The organism is Streptomyces zaomyceticus (assembly GCF_014656215.1).
Classification (GTDB): Bacteria; Actinomycetota; Actinomycetes; order Streptomycetales; family Streptomycetaceae; genus Streptomyces; species Streptomyces zaomyceticus.
In genome coordinates this window covers 1-16,658 of the sequence record NZ_BNBZ01000020.1, presented here as the reverse complement: position 1 = coordinate 16,658, position 16,658 = coordinate 1, and the positions used below count along the sequence as shown (strand labels likewise).

The 16,658-nt window shown below is 72.1% G+C and carries 13 protein-coding genes; 5 read left to right on the top strand and 8 right to left on the bottom strand.

Annotation, left to right across the window (positions count from 1 at the left end):
- Nucleotides 1-34: 34 nt before the first annotated feature.
- The 8 genes from lanL to IE311_RS24015 all read right to left on the bottom strand — a co-directional run bounded on the left by lanL (nucleotide 35) and on the right by IE311_RS24015 (nucleotide 11,046).
- Nucleotides 35-2,761, bottom strand: a complete 2,727-nt coding sequence (gene lanL / locus IE311_RS24050) for a class IV lanthionine synthetase LanL (protein WP_189833869.1) — start codon at nucleotides 2,759-2,761, stop codon at nucleotides 35-37.
- Nucleotides 2,762-3,660: 899 nt separating this feature from the next.
- Complete coding sequence (locus tag IE311_RS24045) at nucleotides 3,661-3,849, bottom strand: CsbD family protein (RefSeq protein ID WP_189833868.1); 189 nt, start codon at nucleotides 3,847-3,849, stop codon at nucleotides 3,661-3,663.
- A gap of 42 nt (nucleotides 3,850-3,891) precedes the next feature.
- The gene (locus tag IE311_RS24040; protein WP_189833867.1) at nucleotides 3,892-4,290 is read right to left on the bottom strand and encodes a hypothetical protein; all 399 of its coding nucleotides are present in this window, start codon (nucleotides 4,288-4,290) and stop codon (nucleotides 3,892-3,894) included.
- Nucleotides 4,291-4,337: 47 nt separating this feature from the next.
- Nucleotides 4,338-5,291, bottom strand: coding sequence for an NmrA/HSCARG family protein (locus tag IE311_RS24035; protein WP_189833866.1), 954 nt, complete (start codon nucleotides 5,289-5,291; stop codon nucleotides 4,338-4,340).
- 155 nt (nucleotides 5,292-5,446) lie between these two features.
- The gene (locus IE311_RS24030) at nucleotides 5,447-6,718 is read right to left on the bottom strand and encodes an MFS transporter (protein WP_189833865.1); all 1,272 of its coding nucleotides are present in this window, start codon (nucleotides 6,716-6,718) and stop codon (nucleotides 5,447-5,449) included.
- A gap of 1 nt (nucleotide 6,719) precedes the next feature.
- Nucleotides 6,720-8,618: a condensation domain-containing protein gene (locus IE311_RS24025; RefSeq protein ID WP_229902111.1), complete on the bottom strand. Its 1,899-nt coding sequence runs from the start codon at nucleotides 8,616-8,618 to the stop codon at nucleotides 6,720-6,722.
- A complete protein-coding gene (locus IE311_RS24020) occupies nucleotides 8,615-9,958 on the bottom strand; it encodes a DUF6271 family protein (RefSeq protein WP_189833864.1) in 1,344 nt (447 codons plus the stop codon). The genes IE311_RS24025 and IE311_RS24020 overlap by 4 nt, the downstream gene beginning before the upstream one ends.
- Nucleotides 9,940-11,046 carry a phytanoyl-CoA dioxygenase family protein gene (locus IE311_RS24015; RefSeq protein ID WP_189833863.1) on the bottom strand — a complete coding sequence of 369 codons (1,107 nt, stop codon included), beginning with the start codon at nucleotides 11,044-11,046 and terminating at the stop codon, nucleotides 9,940-9,942. Before IE311_RS24015 ends, IE311_RS24020 begins: the two co-directional genes overlap by 19 nt.
- Nucleotides 11,047-11,528: 482 nt before the next feature.
- Between IE311_RS24015 and IE311_RS24010 the strand changes: the two genes are divergently transcribed.
- From IE311_RS24010 to IE311_RS23990, 5 genes are all read left to right on the top strand, one after another.
- The gene (locus IE311_RS24010; protein WP_189833862.1) at nucleotides 11,529-12,401 is read left to right on the top strand and encodes an aminoacyl--tRNA ligase-related protein; all 873 of its coding nucleotides are present in this window, start codon (nucleotides 11,529-11,531) and stop codon (nucleotides 12,399-12,401) included.
- A gap of 66 nt (nucleotides 12,402-12,467) precedes the next feature.
- Nucleotides 12,468-12,698: an acyl carrier protein gene (locus IE311_RS24005; protein WP_189833861.1), complete on the top strand. Its 231-nt coding sequence runs from the start codon at nucleotides 12,468-12,470 to the stop codon at nucleotides 12,696-12,698.
- A gap of 10 nt (nucleotides 12,699-12,708) precedes the next feature.
- On the top strand, nucleotides 12,709-13,425 hold the full coding sequence (locus IE311_RS24000) for a 4'-phosphopantetheinyl transferase family protein (protein ID WP_189833860.1): 717 nt from the start codon (nucleotides 12,709-12,711) through the stop codon (nucleotides 13,423-13,425).
- A 109-nt stretch (nucleotides 13,426-13,534) separates the two neighbouring features.
- Nucleotides 13,535-14,626: an AI-2E family transporter gene (locus IE311_RS23995; protein WP_189833859.1), complete on the top strand. Its 1,092-nt coding sequence runs from the start codon at nucleotides 13,535-13,537 to the stop codon at nucleotides 14,624-14,626.
- 292 nt (nucleotides 14,627-14,918) lie between these two features.
- Nucleotides 14,919-16,565, top strand: a complete 1,647-nt coding sequence (locus tag IE311_RS23990) for a glycosyl hydrolase family 8 (protein WP_189833858.1) — start codon at nucleotides 14,919-14,921, stop codon at nucleotides 16,563-16,565.
- The last annotated feature ends 93 nt before the right edge of the window (nucleotides 16,566-16,658 follow it).

The following is a 16,658-nucleotide window of genomic DNA, read 5'->3' as shown; positions in this document are numbered from 1 at the left end:
TTGTGTGACACGTGGCGGCAGGGACTCCTGCCGCTCAGACCGGCTGCTGAACCATCCAGTGCCGGGGCTCTGTGTGGCGGACCCTCAGGAGGAACGCCAGGATTCCCGCCGATCCGTCGCTCCAGCTCGTCGAGACGTCCCCGTACTCGTTGGGGAAGACGACGTGGCCGCCGCGGTGGGACCGTTCGGAGACGATGAGCCGGGCCAGCTCCTCGGCCCGCGCCCGGTGGGCGGGGTCGCCGGTTGCCTCGGCCATGTCGAGGAGGAAGTCGCCGTTGCCCGCCAGTCCGTGGCATTGCGTGACGGCGGCGCGGGAGGCGCGCTCGACCACGGCTCGGGTGCCGCCGACGGCAAGGTCACGGAACCGTGGGTCTCCGGTCGCCCGCCACAGCCGGACGAGGAACGAGCCGATGCCGGCGGAGCCGTGGCACCAGTACGGTGCCGTCGGCACGTCCGTGCCCTGGGCCGGCCACTGGGCGGCGTCGCCGACGGTGACGGCGTGCGTCACGAGAAGCTCGCCGGCCGCCAGGGCCAGTTCCCGGTGCTCCGGGTTCTTGGTGACGGCGGCGGCCTCCAGGAGGAAGCAGCCGATGCCGGCGGTGCCGTGGGCGAAGCCCAGGTAGCGCTTGCCGGCCTCCTCGACCACGGCCTCGGCGGGCACCGGCCAGCTCGCCCCGGACGGCTCGCGCCGGGCCGCGGCGGTCAGCCGGTCGGCGGCCTCGGCGACCCGCTCGGCGAAGCGTGGATCGCCGGTGCGGTGCCACAGGTGGACGGCGGCCAGTCCGCTGCCCGCCGAGCCGTGGGTGATGTCGTGGCTGGGCGTCGACTCCTGCGGGGCGAGGGCGAGGGCCAGGGCGTGGTCGATGAGCGCCCGGTCGTCGACCGCGCGGCCGGCGTCGTACAGCGCCCAGGCCGTGCCGCGGCCGCCGAAGTGCAGGCCGGGCCGTGTGGAGCGGGTGTCGGTGCGGTCCGCGATCCAGCGGCCCGCGGTGGCGATCAGCTCCGGGAGGCGGGGGTCGTCGGTGAGCTCGAAGTAGCGGGTCAGGACGGACAGCACACCGGCCGCGCCCTGCTGCACGATGCAGGCGTCGGTCTCCCCGGCCTTGACGGACACGGGCCACAGCCGCAGGTCGTCGTCCGGTGTCATGGAGTCGACGAGATGCTCCACGATCCCGGCCACGGCGACGTCGATCACGTCGGTGTCCGTGTCGGTTCCGGTGCCTGTCGTGCCGGTGCGGGCAGCGCCGGTGCGAGCCGCGGCCGTACGAGCGGCTTCGCCACGTCCGCTCTCGGCGCCACTCCCCGTACCGCTCTCCCGGAGCGCGTCCCGAGCCCGGGCCGGGTCCCAGCGCGCGGCGGGGTCGTCCTTCATCAGTCCGAGGATCATCGCGCGCAGGCCGTCCGGCAGGTCCAGGGGAGCGGCGCAGGCGTCGAGCCACTCGCCGAGCCGGTCCTCCGCAGGCCGCGTGGCGGGCTTCTCCTCCAGCAGAGCCGGCACCTTGCCGGTCAGGACGAAGCACAGCGTCGCGCCGAGGCTGTAGTAGTCGCCGGTCGGGGAGACGGGCGCGTCCACCAGGCGCTCGGGGGGACTGAAACCGGGCGTGCCGACGCGGGTCGGGAGGGCGACGTCGTCGGCGAGGACGGCGAGCTCCAGGTCGATGAGGCGCAGTGCGCCGTCGGGGCGGACCATCACGTTGGCCGGGGTGAAGTCGCGCAGCACGCAGCCTCGGGCGTGGGCGGCCTCGACGAGGTCCACCAGACGTCCGGCCTGGGCCAGCGCGTCGGTGCGGTAGCGTGCGGCGCCGGCGTCGCGGAAGTGCTCGGCGACCCAGTTGCGCAGGGGGATCCCCGGCACCTCCTCCTGGGCCAGGAACAGGTGTCCGCCGTGCTCGAACATCGCGAGCGGCTCCGGTGCCAGCCCCGTGCCCTTGAGCTTCTCCAGGGTTCTGGCCTCGGTGCGCAGCCAGTCGCGGACGTCGTTGCCGGAGGCGTCGGCCTCCACATGGGGCCGGGTCTCCTTGATGACGACCGGGGCGTCGGTCTCGACGTCGGTGCCTCGGTAGACGCCGCCCTTGTTGGTGTGCCGGATCGCCTCCCGCACCGAGAACCGGCCGCCGAGCAGGACCGGGCGCCGCGGCGTCTCCGTCCTGGGCGCCGCGACGGGCACGGAGTCGGGGAAGGGGCTGACCGCCCACGCCGGCGGCGCGTACTGGCCGGTCCGCTTGTCCTCCACGGGGTTGCCGTCGGGGTCCTCGATGTACCAGACCATCAGCCCCTCGTCCGAGAGGCGCCGCCGCCCGACGAAGGCGCCGTAGCGGTAGTGCACCAGGCTGTTGGGGGCGTACGGCTGGTCGGACAGGATGCGGGGTCCTGCCAGCCCCTCGGTCGCCGTGTGGAGGTCCTGCGCGAGGCGGGCCGCGTCGGCGTCGGAAGCCGGGTAGACCGTGATGAACTTGCCCGAGCTTCCGCGGGGCGTGGCACGGGTGTTGAGGGCACTCACCTGCTCCAGCGAGCGGGCGAACTTGAACGCCGAGCCGTCCTTGAGCAGGACGTCCAGGGCCTTCTCGAGCACCGCCGGGGCGGAGGCGGCCGTCGCCGACACGTGCAGCTTCCAGCCCTGGGCCGGCCCGGTCCCGGAGCGTGGCGCCACCCGGCACCAGCTCTCGTTCGACTCGGTGGCCCAGCGCTCGCCCGCCCCCTTGGCGAGGAGCGCGCCATGGAGCAGGGCTTCCAGCTCGGACTCGGTGACTTGGGTCGTCATGCCCATCCTTCTCAGCGGGTGAGAACCGACGGGAGGGAGCGTGCCCCGACGTCATAGTCGTATCAACGCGCATGCCGCTGGATTCACTTGATTCGGCGAGCGCACGGGGCCGTTGTGCCACCTTGTTGCGAGACCGCGCGGAGAGGGCGTGCAACCGCGCGTTACGGGGCGCATTCGTGTCGGCGCACGCCGTCCCGCGGCATGCGTTCGTGGGCCCGCGGATCGCTGACCTGCGCGGGGCCCGGCATCGTGAAGTCCATCGCCGTACGGTGCACCGGGTCGTACGACTGCCACCCGGGGTCGCCCGTCTCCGTGAACGAGACCCACGCCCCGTGCAGGGCGGGCCTCGGCCGGATCGAGGCCGTAGGCCGCGGTGAGGGCGTCGAGGGCGGCGGCGGGGACGAGGTCGAGGCGCCCGGTCGGGACGAGGCCCCGGATCGCCGGGTCGGGGCGCGCGTTCAGCTCGCCACGCGACTCCGCCCGAGCGGGCAGGAATTCAGCCGGCGGGACGCTGGCGGGACGAGGCCTGGACGAGGAGCGTTACGCGGCTCCGGGCCGACGCGGATGCCAAGGGCCCTGATCACCTGGGACGTCAACGTCAACGTCGACCGCACCGTCTGCCGGGCCCGCCGGCACGCCGCCGGCGCGGCGAAAGGGGGGATCTCCAGAAGGAACCGCCCGGCGGGAGGTCAAGGGCTACGACGGCGACCGCCCGGACGCCCCGGAGGTCCTGGCGGCCCACCTGAAGGCGCGGGGGCGGGTGAGACGGACGCGCGCACGCGCGCCGGGCCGGCGCGTGGCAGCCCGAACCGCCGCACCGGGGGACGGGGCCCGGCGCGACCCGTACGGTCACCGTCGCCGCGGTCGGTCAACGGCTCCGTTCCCGATGCGCGGGAGTACTAGGAAGCGCGTCGCTTGATCTCGTCGCGGGCCTTCAGCGCGCTCTCGTGCACCTTCTCCATCGCCTTGCGGGCCTTGGCCGCCAATTGGTCCGTCTTTCCCTCCCTCTCGAGGTCCTTGTCGCCGGTCACCCTGCCGACGGCCTCCTTGACCTTGCCCTTGCCCTTCTGCACGGTGCTCTTGCGCATGATCGGGCTCCTCTCGTGAGAGTGTTCGGGCCGTCCGGCCCCTCAGGGCTGCGGACGATCGCCGCGGGCGTCCCCGCCGGGCTCGGCGCCGCCACCGTCCGGCGCACGCCCCCGGCCCCTCCGGTGGTGCACCGTGAACCGCAGGAACGTCGTCAGACACACCACCGTGACCACCCACACCGCGGCGAAGATCCAGAGCGGCGCGGAGGACGAGGAGGTGGCGGCGAGGAGGAACAGGGCCACGGAGGCCCCGCCCAGCACCGTGGTGCACCAGCCGAGGCGCCGCCGCCGGGACTCCTCCCACCCGACTCCCGCACCCGACCCCGCGTGCGGCTGCCCGAGGGTGCGCAGCGTCCGGTTGAGCGACCGGTCGCCTCTGAGACCCTCCTCGATGCCTTCGAGGAGCTTGCGTTCCTGGTGGGTGAGCTTGGGATCGTGCATGACGAGCTCCCGTCGAGCGGTCCGGTCACCGGTCACGTCGTCACCGGTCACGTCCAGGTCGCACGCAGACGTTCCTGGTGCCCTTCGATCCATGTGGCGAAGTCCTGGAGGGAGGGGTTGAGGCTCCGGACCGCTTCGATGTCCCGGGCCTCGGTGAAACGCTGCTCGCAGTCGGTGTAGTACTGGAACATGTTCCCCGACTCGTCCGCGCCCGGGAATCCCTGCGCACGCCATTCGTCCGGGGAGAGGGGGCGGTAGCGCACCGGCTCGCCGAGCGCTTCGGTGAGGGCGGCGGCCATGTCGGCGACCTTGAGGTGTTCGCCCGCGATACTCACCGTCGCGGCGATGAGATCCGTACCGCGTCCGAAGACGGCCAGTGCGGTCCTGCCGACGTCGTCCGCCGCGAGCCCGGAGAGTCTGGCCTCACCCATCGGGTACGTCAGCCACAGCGCGCCGTCCGCGCCGCGCTGCGGGGCGAACGAGTCGAGCAGGTTCTCCCAGAAGAAGGTGGTGCGGAGGAACGTCGTCGGCACCCCGTCGTCGAGGAAGTAGTGGTCCGCCTCCGCCTTGCCGTCGAAATGCGGCACCTTGTACCGCTCCTGCAGCGTCGGCATCCGCTCGTCGTCGAGCGGAACGCACGCGCGGGTGTCCTCCAGCGTCGACCAGACCGCGTGCTGCACACCCGCGTGCGAGGCGGCTCCTGCCAGGGCCGCGGCCTGGGCCTTCTCCCGTTCCGCCGACATGTGTTCCCAGAAGCTCGTCATCAGAAACGCGCCGTAGGCGTGCTCGAAGGCCGGTCCGAGGCTCGCCGGGTCGTCCATGTCGGCGCGCACGACCTCGGCGCCCAGCCGCTTCAGCTCCACGGCCCGCTCCCCGTCGGGGTGCCTCGTGACGGCACGGACCGAGAACCCTCCGTCACGGTCGGCCAGCACGGCTCGCGCGAGGCCGCCACCCTGCCGGCCGGTCGCGCCGAACACCGTGATGATCTTCTTGGCGGTCATACTCGATTCGCCTCACAGCCGCGTGCGGCACCCGTGGAACCCGGGGGCTCTCCTCCGCGTGCTCCCGCGTACGGCCACCGCGTGCGGTGGCCTCGGCGGGCTCGGATGCCGACCCCCACCACAGTACCGCTGGACCCTCGGACAGGAAGGGTGAGCTACTGGGTGGCGGCGGTGGCCGGTGCGGGGGAGTCCTTCGGCGCGCGGCCCAGCGCGCGGATCGCCGGTACGCAGAGCATCACGCCGATGAGCGCGATGCCCATCACCGAGGAGAACAGCAGCACCCGGTCCGCGCCGTAGGCGTCCGCCGCCGGGCCGGCCAGGGCCCGGCCCAGCGGGATCACCATGATGGAACCGGCCACGTCATAGGCCGAGACGCGGCTCAGCACGGCGAGGGGGATGTGCGACTGCACGCTCGTCGCCCACATCACGCCCCAGAACGCGAACCCGCAGCCTGCCACGACCCCGGTGAGCGCCGTCACCGTGAAGGACCAACCAAGAGCGGGTGCCAGGGGATTGAGGGCGAAGAAGAGCATCGCGCAGGCTCCCGCGACGAGCGGTCGGCGCGGTCGCACCCGCATGCCGAGGAGGCCGCCGACGATCGTCCCGGCGCCGTCGGCCGAGGCGATCCAGCCGTATCCGCCGGCCCCGTGCTGCTCGGTGAGCAGCGCCGCGCCCAGCGGGAGCGCCGGGCCGAAGACGAAGAGGCCGTACACCGCCCACACGGCGATGACCCCCCACAACCAGGACCGGGACCGGAACTCGTGCCATCCCGTGGCCAGTCGGTGCAGCAGCGGGTCGTCGCTCTCGTCCCGCGCCGTGCCGAGCTTGCGCAAGGGCGCGAGCCCCAGCGCGCTGAGCGCGTACGCCGCCGCGATGACCACGAACGAACCCGCCACGTCCCAGTAGGCCACCAGAAGACCCGCCACACCGGGACCGAGCAGGGTGCAGATCGCCTCGGAGATGCGCAGCAGCGCGTTGGCCCGCTGGATGTCCTCGGCGACCTGGGGGACCAGGCTCGCGAGGCCCGGCTGGAACATCGCCGTCGCCGCGCCGCTCAGCGCCAGCAGCGCCATGATCTGCCAGAGCCGTATGTCCGTGGCGATCAGCAGCACCGCGAGCGCGAGCATGGCCACCATGCGCACCACGTCGGCGCCGACCATCATGACCTGCGGCGTGAACCGGTCGGCGAACACTCCGCCGAAGAGCACCAGCAGGACGATCGGCGCCATCCACGCGGCCAGCGCGTATCCCACCCCCGCCGCCCCGTAGCCCGCCCCGAGTACGGCGGTCGTGAGCGACACCATCAGCATGCCGTCGGCGAGCAGCGACGTGCTGCGGGCCGTGAAGAACAGCCGGAAGCGACTCGACCGCCACGGGCTGGGAGGAGAGCCCTGCTCCCGCTGCCCGGTTACCTCATCCATCGTCATGTCACATCCGCCGGTCCCGGCCGGTCCCTTCCCTGAGAATCTCCTGCCGGAGCCAGGCACTGCTCCGGTCCGCCTCCGCCGGCGGGTCCTGGACGATCACATAGCGGCGCGGTGCCAGTACGCCGGGGCGGCCGGGGAGCGCGTCCATCAGCGCCGTGTGGGCCTCCGCCGGTGTCAGCGGGGTGTCGCCGGCGGCGATGAACGCGGTCAGGGCCCTCTCCGCCGGCAGGTACGCGTACGAGGCCTCCACGGTGACGTGGACGGGCAGGCCCCCCAGGGCCCCGCTCAAGGCCTCCGCCACCAGTGACGGCGACGTCCAGGACCCGTCCACCCGGCACCACCGCGGACCCCGTTCGACCGGGCGGACTCCTGTCACCTCGGTGAGGGACGACAGGGGTACGTCGTCCGCGGCCGCCGCTTCCAGGAGCCGTACCAGACCGGTGAGGAAGCCCTCCGCCTCCGACCGCCCGAACAACGCGGGATCCGCCCACAGCGCGAGGTGGATCAGCGGCTCTGTCGCATGGACGAAGGTCAGGACGCGGGTCGGCAGCACCTGCTCAGGACCCCAGCTCAGCTCCAGCTCGGGCCCGACGGTCTCCTCCTCCGGCCGCGCGGAGGCGACCTGGGCGACGGTGGAGGGGAGGGTGCTCACGTCGTTGAAGACGACGTCCCGCGCGAACTGGCTGCCGCGCTCGAAGGTCGCCCGGCCGATCATCTCCCAGAGGCGCACCGCGTCGAACTGGCTGTGCCGGTACGCGTCGAGCGCGCCTCCCCAGGACTTCTTGAGCAGGGCGTCGAAGGTCGGCACCTGGACGTCCAGGGAGAGCAGCGCGTCCTGGGACAGGGTGTTCACCGAGCGGGTGAGACGTGCGTGGTACCGGTTGGAGGTGGGGACGGCGGCGACGCACGCGGTCTGCGCCGTACGGTGGGCGACGAGCGCGCACCACGCGGTCAGCAGCACGGTGGACGGCAGGCCGCCCGTGCGCTCGGCCACGAGTGCCAGGGCCCGCGCGGCGCGCCGCGACCGGAGGGTGAGCTGCGGCACCCGCACCTCGGTGCCCTCGGCGCCCGGTTCCGCGAACATGGCCTGCGGTCCGCCGCGGATGATCCGTTCCCAGTAGCGGAGCGACGCCTCGGACTTGCGGAGACCGGCCGGGGCCGCTTCCTGGGCGGCGAGGTCGAGCGGGGTGAGGGAGTCGAGGGGCGGCAGCGTCTCTCCGGCCAGCAGGCTCAGCCACTCCTCCTTCAGGACCGCGAGGGCACCGACGTCGGTCACGGCGTGGCTCGCCGCCATGGCCACGTAGACGGGGGCGCCGGCCAGGGTGACGACGGAGATACGGAGGGGGAAGTCCCGGTCCAGATGGAAGCGCTCGGCGCGGGCCTGCCGGGCCAGGGACTCGGCACGGGCGGCGGGACCGCCGGGACCGCCGGGACCGCCGGGGTCGAGAGGATCGCCGGACTCGGCAGTCGTGGCGGCCGCGGAAGCCGGGGCTGCTTCACCGGCGGCTTCGGGGGCGGTACCGGCTCCGTCGGATTCCTCAACTCCTCCGGTTTCGACCACCCCTCCGGGGAGTTCGTCGAGATCGAGGACCGTGACCGTGAACGTTCCCTCGGGCGCCACCACTTGCTCACTGGGCGCGACCCCCGGAGCGTGGGGAAACGTCGTCCGCAGTGCCTCGTGCCGCACCGCCAGCGCGCGCAGCGCGTCGATCACCGACTCCGTCCGGGTGCCCTCGGGGACCGGCCACACATCGTGGATGTTGATGTGCTCGGGCTCGTCCCGCAGCATGCAGCGGATCATGTTGGCCTGGCCCATCGTGACGGGGCCCCGGCGCTTCTCACCGCCCGTGTACGCGACGGTGAGGGTGTGGGGCCCCCTCGGGAGGCGGTGGCCGCTCATGCGTTGCCTTTCACGGACGCTCGAAGCTGATCGGGGTGACGGTGCCGCCTGCTCGCGCGGGTCAGCGCCTCCCATGCCTCGGTCAGGAGGGCGAACTCCGCCATGTCCTGGCGCGCCTCGTCGAGGAGTTGTTCGCGGAGGGAGGAGAGGACGCCCGCGGCCGCGGCCCAGCGGCCCCCCAGGGTGCGGTACGAGCGGGTGAGGGCGTCCAGCCGGCCGGCGTTCTCGGCCCGGTCCACCCGGGTGCCGTCCGCGCTGTCCCTGACGAACCCGGCGACGGCGGAGGCGCGAACGCGGCCCTCGGCGTCGAGCAGCGAGTCACCGGCCTCCTTCAGGGCGGCGTACACGGTGGCGAAGTGCGGGCCGGCGAGGAGGAACTTGGCGAACCTCAGCTGGTAGGCGAGGAACCCGGCGTCGGAACGACGCTCGCTCGTATGGAAATTGACGATGTGACGGTTGTGCAGCACTCCCGGCAGCCGGGCGTCCTGGACCAGATGGATGAGGAAGTAGTCGCTGCCGATGGTGTCGGTGGCGGGCGGCAGGGGCACCTGCCCGTACACCTCGCGGTCGAGGGCGATGTTGCACATGTCCACACGCATGGGGCTGACGCTCATCAGGGTGGAGCGGTCCCCGGTGTACGGGGCGGTCCCCGCGCCCCGGAAGGACTCCGCGATCAGGTTCCTGCGCCAGATCTCCGGGTAGTCCCCGGGGATCGACAGACCGACGACGTCCTCGTACACGGCGGGGTCGAGCCGGCGGATCTCCTCGACGTCCACCGACATCTCACCGACGAACGAGCCGCCGACGAGGGTCACCGGCCGGTCCGCGTACGCGGGGTCGAGCCTGCTCCGGGACACCAGACCGGCCGCCTCGGTGGCCCGCCGCCCCAGCGTCAGGAGCTCCTGGTGGAGGGGGAAGACCGGCTCGCCGTCCAGGTACTGGTAGCGGCTGTCCGAGTCCCGGCGGTGGACCGAGGTGCAGCCCAGGGCCTCCGCGACGAGGAAGGCGCGGTTGGTGCAGGCCCCGTAGGAGACGCGGTTCGGCAGCATCAGGTCGAGCAGCCGGTCGGGCTCGGCGACGCCGGACCCGGCGATCACCTCCCGGAGGAAGGCCCGCTGCTCGTCCTCGTCGAGGTGGTGGACGACCACCCCGGGGACGGTGGGCAGCGCGGCCACCACCTCCCGGTGCTCGGCGAGCACCGGGGCGTCGGAGGAGTCCAGGATCAGGAGACGGACCTCGACGCCGAAACGCCGCGCGCCGTAGGCGGCCTCCTCGGCCACGGCCCTGATGGCCGGGGCGCAGGCCCGGTTGGTGGGAAGGGTCAGACAGACACGGCGCACGCCGGCTCCCCGCCCTGCTCGGCGGCGGTCGCACCCGCGCCTCCGGTGTCGGGCGCGTCCTTCCAGGAGGTGAGTCCGAGCAGACGGCTGCCGAGTGCGTTCAGGGTGGCCGTGGGGTACCGCTTGGACTCGTGCAGGACGGGGTCGCCGACGAGGGTGCGGTTCCAGCGCGGGGTCCGCAGGTGCCGCCAGGAGTCGACGCGGGACCGCCTCAGCCGCTCGTGCTCCTCGAGCGCCGGCATCATCGACAGGTACTGGACCGCGCGGACCTGGTCCCGGGAGGTGTTGCGCGCCACGCCGTGGGCGAGCAGGCCGTTCCAGATCAGCAGGTCGCCGGGGCGCAGATCGGGCCGTACGACCGGGTACTCCGTGCGGTCCACGGAGGGCCGGAGGGGGTCCCGGTCGGCCGGCCGGCCGACCTTCCACTCCTCGAACCGCCGGAACAGCTCCGGGTTGCACTGGAAACCGCCCGACTCCGGACGGGTGTCGTTGAGCGCGATGATTCCCTGGACCCGCTGCGGGGGTACGCCGAGCGTGGTGTCGATGTCCCAGTGCAGGTCGATGTCGAAGCCGCGGTCCGTGGGCTCGATCAGGGCGCGGTCACGGTTCCCGACATTGGGCGGGTTGAGGTTGAGCCGGTCCTGTGTGACCCACAGTTCCTCGCAGTCCCACACGTCCACGAAGGCGTCGTAGACGCGCTGCGCCTGGCGGTTGTCCCAGAGGAGCTGGTGGTGGTACGCCTCCACGAAGCCGTAGATGTGCAGCTGCTGGTCCAGTTCGGAACGGAACGGCCGGTCCTCGTGCCAGCTGTCCGGCCTGTCCGGGTCGAGGCCCTGGAAGTCCCAGGTGAAGTCGAGCAGGCGCTTCGCGGCCTCCGCGGGGATCGCCTCCCGGACGATCACGTAGCCGTACGTCTGCCAGTGGGCGAAGTCCTCCTCGGACAGCACCCGTAACGGCCGGGACTTCTTCAGTTCCCGCAGGGTGGTCTGCGCCAGATAGGACTCGCCGTCCGCGCTGAAGTACGGCAGGTCCGAGGCCGCGCGGTGGAGGCGGGGGCGGCGGGAGCGATGCGGGGCCGGCATGGTCATGGGGTCCCTCCGGGGCGGGAGTCGGGGGAGGCGGTTCGGCTCGCCGGCCGGCGCGGGGCGCCGGGGCGGACCGCACGGGCGGGCAGCGTGGAGGGACGGCAGGGGAGAGGCGTGAGGGAAGGCATGGAGGACGGCGTGGAGAGACTGCTGCGCCGTGGCGCGGTGCCGTGGCCACGCCGTACAGAAGAATTGGTTTAGACCATAGCTTCTGTCAAGTGCCATCTCAATATGCGAAGTTGCTCCGCTCCGGGGAGTCGGGTGTCGCGTGGCGGCACTCCCGGCCCGGCGGCTTTGGTCTAGACATCAGGGTCGCGGCTGGCTTAGTGTCCCCCTGCGCAGTCCGGTCCCTGATGGGGCATCAACAGGCTTCTTCGCCGAGGATGCGCGTACGCGCCGCCGCGATGACGCCGCGGTGAATTCCTCCCGCCCGTCCGACCGACACCCCTGACTGTTCGACCACGCCCAGAGGGAGCGGTTTTTCCATGAGCACACCCAGCACCACGGCCCTGCCGGACGGCGGCCTGAGAAGCCCAGGTGCGGGCCTGATCACCCTGGACCCGGTCCACACCGCGCTCCTGCGCGGCCTGGACGACCTCCTCACCGGACTCGCCGCGCGGCTCTCCGCGCCCGAGGTCCTCGGACCACCGCTGCTGTCCGTGGAGGGCCTGGCGCGGCTCGACTTCTTCCGCAACTTCCCCCATCTCGGCGTCTCCGCCGGGCGGTTCGACGCGGACGCGCTCGACGGCCTCGCGGCCGGCGAGACCCCGGGAGAGCTGGGGCTCCGGCCGACCGGTCATCTCCTGCCCTCCGCCACCTGCTACGGACTGCTGCTCTCCCTCGAAGGCCGGGACGTCGGCGAGGACGGCCTGCGGCTCTCCGCCACCGGGCGCTGCTTCCGCAACGAGACCCACTACGACGGGCTGCGCCGCCTGTGGGGCTTCCACATGCGCGAGGTCCTGTACCTCGGCACCAAGCAGGGAGCCGTCGAACACCTGGAACAGGGAGCCGAGTTCATCCGGCAGGCCGCCGCGAGCCTCGGCCTGGAACTCAGCAGGGCGGTGGCCGACGACCCGTTCTACGACAAGGGCGGCTCCCGGGCCAAGCTGATGGCCCTCGATCCCGTCAAGCACGAGTTCAGCGCGCCCGACGGCACGGCCATCGCCTCGGTGAACCGGCACCGGAACTTCTTCGGCGAGCGGCTGGACATCCGCGCGGGCTCGGAGGGACCGGCGTACAGCGCCTGCGTCGCCTTCGGCGTGGAGCGCTGGGTCCACGCGATGATCCTCACCCACGGCAGCCCCGAGCAGGCCCTGGACCGGCTCCGCGAAGCCCGCCTCCGGGGCGTGGACGGCTGAGCCCACCGGCTCGGCCCCTCCGCCCCACGTCATCCCGCACAACAGCAGCAAGGAGCGACCCCTCCCATGGAACGCATCGCCGCGTGGCTTCACGAGAAGAACCCCGGCCTCGACGGCCCGATCGACACCGACGAGGACCTCATCGAGGCGCGTCTGATCGACTCGATGGACTTCCTGGAGTTCATCGACCTCCTGGAGGAGCTCTCCGGGACCAGCATCGACCTCCAGGAAGTCACCATCGACGACTTCCGCACGCTGGGGCGCGTCCAGGAGCGCTTCCTGAGCACCGCCGGGTGAACGCCCCCCGATGACCGGCACTCCGGGGCCGGGCCGGGGCGCCACCGTTGCCGTGGTGGCGACCACCCGCGAGGTCCTGGCCCGTCCCGAGCTGCACGAGGGCGAGGGGCTGCTCACGCCCTGGGAACGGCGCCGGCTCGCGGGCATCCGGCTGCCGAGCCGTCGTGACGACGTGGTCGCCTCGCGGCTCCTCGTCCGGCTGTGCGTGGCCCTCTTCACGGGCCTGCCGCCGGCCGAGTCGGCCCCCGCCCAGCTGTGCTCCGACTGCGGTCGGCACGGCCACGGGCGCCCCTACCTGCCCGGACGGCCCGAGGTGGGCGTCAGCCTGAGCCATGCCGACGGCCTGGTCGCGGCGGCCGTCGGACCGGGCCCGGTCGGCATCGACGTCGAGCCCTCGACCCGCCGCCCCGGCCCGCCGCGGATCCTGCGCCGCCTGCTGCCCGCAACGGAGTTCGCCGAGGCCGTCGTCCAACCGGACCCCGGTCCGGCGCTGCTCCGTCTGTGGGTGCGCAGAGAGGCGCGACTGAAGGCGGGCCGGGACGGCCTCCGCCTGGTGGAGTGGACGGACCGGGACCGTGCGGCCGTGGCGACGGTGGCCGGCACGACCGCGACGACGATCTTCACGGTCGCGCCCGCCACGTCGCCCGAGGCCCTGTCTCCGGCCGCGACCGACTCGGTCCCGGCGAGGGAGGGCGCCGACCAGGAAGTCACCCACCCCCGGTTCTGACACCAGTACGGGGAAGGATTCGCCCCCGGTCGGCCGAATGCCGCCCGTGTCGGGCGAATGTCGGGCCCCGGGCGTGGTCCCGGGCCGCCCCGGTGGTAGGTCGTTCGCCATGCAGTCAGGCACACCGGCGACGGTGACCCCCTTCCTTCGTACGGCCGCCGCCTACTCGTGGCGGCTGCTGATCGTCGGCGCGCTCGTCTACAGCCTGTTCGCCGTGCTCGGACGCTTCCACGAGATCGGCGTGGCCCTGTTCCTCGGGTGCGTGATCACCGCGCTGCTGCGGCCGCTCGCCGACATGGTCGCCAAGGGACTGCCCCGGTCGCTGGCGGTCGCCCTCACACTGCTCGGGAGCATCGCACTCGTCCTCGGCGTGCTCGCGCTGGTCGGGGAGGCGGTGGCGGGGGAGCGGACGACGCTGGTGCGCGAGTTCCGGGTCGGGGTCGACCGGATCGAGGACTGGCTGCAGAGGCCGCCGTTCCGGCTGAACCCGGGCGCTCTGTCCGACCTCCAGGCCAAGATCGGGGAGTACGTCTCCAGTCATCGTTCGACACTGGTCAGTACGGCGCTGAGCGGCGCCCATCATGTGGTGGCCGTGCTGACGACGCTCGCCCTCGCGCTGTTCTCCGCGGTGTTCTTCATCCACTCGGGGGACCGGCAGTGGGAGTGGTTCCGCAAGCAGTTGCCCGGCTCGGTCCGCGACCGGGTGGCGGTCGGCGGACGCGCCGCCTGGCGGACCTTCACCGGCTACACCCACGGGATCGTCCTCGTCGCGGCGGTGAACGCGGTGCTCGTCGGGCTCGCCCTGTGGCTCCTCGGTGTCCCGCTGGCGGTGCCCCTGGCCCTCCTGGAGTTCGTCGCCGCGTTCGTCCCGCTGATCGGGTCGCCGATCGCCCTGGCGATCGCCGCCGTCGTGGCGCTCGCCTCGAAGGGCCCGCTGGTGGCCGCGATCGTGATCGGCCTGATCGTGGTGATCGGCCAGATCGAGGGGCATCTGCTGCACCCGCTCGTCATGAGCTGGGCCGTACGGCTGCACCCCCTGGTGGTGGCGATCTCGGTGATCGCGGGCTCGATCGCCGCCGGGATCGTGGGCGCCGTGGTGGCCGTGCCGCTGGTCTCGGTGCTCTGGTCCGTCCACACGGCGCTGCGGGAGGCCCGCGCGGCGAAGGCGGAGGCGGCGGAGGCGCCGACGCCGGAGGGGTGACGGGGGGAGCGACGACACAGGGGTGACGGGCGGGGAGCGACGCCGGAGGGGTGAACGGCGGGGGAGAGGCGAAGGGCGGCGAAGTGAAGCCGAAGGGGCACACCGGTGCGGACCCGGTCGGCGTCGTGACACCGCACTCGACATGACGGACCGTCAAGGACGGTGTCCGTGGACCGAGGTGACGTTCTGTTGTCGTGCGAGGTCTTGCGCGGGAGTTCCGGGCTCTCTACTCTCCCGGCCAATGGTTAGGAATATTTCCTAACCATTGGCCATGAAGGGAAAGGGAGTTGTCATGCGTCGACGAAGCGTCTCGCTTCTCGGACTCGCGGGGCTGCTGGCGTTGCCCCTGACGGTGCTGCCGCAGGCACAGGCCGCCGACGGGGTGGTGTCCACCGGAAAGACGGTGACGGCCTCGTCCGTCGAGACCTCGGCCTTCGGGGCAGGTCTCGCCGTGGACGGCAACACGGCCACGCGCTGGGCGAGCCTCGAAGGGGTCGATCCGCAGTGGATCCGCGTCGACCTCGGGGCCAACCACGCCATCTCGCGCGTCAAGCTCAACTGGGAGGACGCCTACGGGAAGACGTACCGGATACAGACCTCGGCCGACGGGTCGAACTGGACCGACGTCTACTCCACCACGGCGGGCGACGGCGCGACCGACGACCTCACGGTCTCCGGCAGCGGCCGCTACGTCCGGATGTACGGCACCGGCAGAGGCACGGCCTACGGCTACTCCCTCTGGGAGTTCGAGGTGTACGGCGCGCCCAGCGGCGGCGGGGGAGGCGGCGGGACGGGCGTCCCCTTCGGCAGCCACCTCAAGCCCTACGCCGCCGGCATGCTGAAGCCCTCCGGTTCCCAGGCCGCGATCGACCAGAAGGTCGTCGACTACTACAACCGGTGGAAGTCCGCCTTCGTCCGGCAGAACTGCGGCAACGGCTGGTACCAGATCATCTCGCCCGACGCCGACCACCCGTACGTCGCCGAGGCGCAGGGCTACGGCATGGTCGTCACCGCGACCATGGCGGGCGCCGACCCCGACGCGAAGAAGATCTTCGACGGCCTGGTCAAGTGGAAGATCGACCACCCGTCGTCCGTCAACCCGAACCTGCTCGCCGCCGAGCAGGACACCGCCTGCCGGAGCGTGAACGGAGGCGACGGCGCCACCGACGGCGACATGGACGTGGCGTACGGCCTGCTCCTGGCCGACAAGCAGTGGGGCAGCACCGGCACCTACAACTACAAGGACCTGGCGCTCAAGCACATCGCCGCGATCAAGAAGGACGAGCTCAACCCCACGACCAAGCTCCTGAAGCTGGGCGACTGGAGCAGCTCGGGCGACCAGTACTACTGGATCTCCCGCACCTCGGACTGGATGGTCGACCACTTCCGCGCCTTCCGTACGGCCTCCGGCGACACGACCTGGGACGCCGTGCGCACCGCGCACCAGACCCAGATCTCCCGGCTCCAGTCGACGTACGCCTCGGGCACCGGGCTCCTCCCCGACTTCGTCGTCGACACCAACACCACCCCGAAGCCCGCTCCGGGCCAGGTCCTCGAGGACCCCAACGACGGCGCGTACTGGTGGAACGCCTGTCGCACCCCGTGGCGCATCGCGGACGACGCGGTGACCAGCGGGGACGCCACGTCGCTTGCGGCCGCGCGGAAGCTCAACAGCTGGATCAAGACGAAGACCGGCGGCGACCCGAACAAGATCGCCATCGGCTACAAGCTCAACGGCACCCAGATCTCCTCCGGCAGCGAGGCCGCCTTCTTCGCCCCGTTCGCGGTGGCGGCGATGACCGACTCGGGGAGCCAGGCCTGGCTGGACGCCCTGTGGAACAAGATGCTGGCCACCCCGATCGACACCAGCAGCTACTTCTCCGCGAGCATCCAGCTCCAGGTCATGATCACGGTCTCGGGCAACCACTGGGTCCCCTAGGGCGTGTCCGCAATGTCGATCGGTCGTTACTCCGTTCGTGGTGCGACGTCATGAACTGACTGATCAGGCATGGGAAGTGATCGGGCCGTTGCT

What these genes read in the sequence shown, in the direction of transcription:
- IE311_RS24040 (WP_189833867.1), bottom strand. Translation starts at nt 4,290, where the DNA reads ATGCACGATCCCAAGCTCACCCACCAGGAACGCAAGCTCCTCGAAGGC.
- IE311_RS24000 (WP_189833860.1), top strand. Translation starts at nt 12,709, where the DNA reads ATGACCGGCACTCCGGGGCCGGGCCGGGGCGCCACCGTTGCCGTGGTG.
- IE311_RS23990 (WP_189833858.1), top strand. Translation starts at nt 14,919, where the DNA reads ATGCGTCGACGAAGCGTCTCGCTTCTCGGACTCGCGGGGCTGCTGGCG.
- lanL (WP_189833869.1), bottom strand. Translation starts at nt 2,761, where the DNA reads ATGACGACCCAAGTCACCGAGTCCGAGCTGGAAGCCCTGCTCCATGGC.
- IE311_RS24005 (WP_189833861.1), top strand. Translation starts at nt 12,468, where the DNA reads ATGGAACGCATCGCCGCGTGGCTTCACGAGAAGAACCCCGGCCTCGAC.
- IE311_RS24030 (WP_189833865.1), bottom strand. Translation starts at nt 6,718, where the DNA reads ATGACGATGGATGAGGTAACCGGGCAGCGGGAGCAGGGCTCTCCTCCC.
- IE311_RS24035 (WP_189833866.1), bottom strand. Translation starts at nt 5,291, where the DNA reads ATGACCGCCAAGAAGATCATCACGGTGTTCGGCGCGACCGGCCGGCAG.
- IE311_RS23995 (WP_189833859.1), top strand. Translation starts at nt 13,535, where the DNA reads ATGCAGTCAGGCACACCGGCGACGGTGACCCCCTTCCTTCGTACGGCC.
- IE311_RS24015 (WP_189833863.1), bottom strand. Translation starts at nt 11,046, where the DNA reads ATGACCATGCCGGCCCCGCATCGCTCCCGCCGCCCCCGCCTCCACCGC.
- IE311_RS24010 (WP_189833862.1), top strand. Translation starts at nt 11,529, where the DNA reads ATGAGCACACCCAGCACCACGGCCCTGCCGGACGGCGGCCTGAGAAGC.
- IE311_RS24025 (WP_229902111.1), bottom strand. Translation starts at nt 8,618, where the DNA reads ATGAGCGGCCACCGCCTCCCGAGGGGGCCCCACACCCTCACCGTCGCG.
- IE311_RS24045 (WP_189833868.1), bottom strand. Translation starts at nt 3,849, where the DNA reads ATGCGCAAGAGCACCGTGCAGAAGGGCAAGGGCAAGGTCAAGGAGGCC.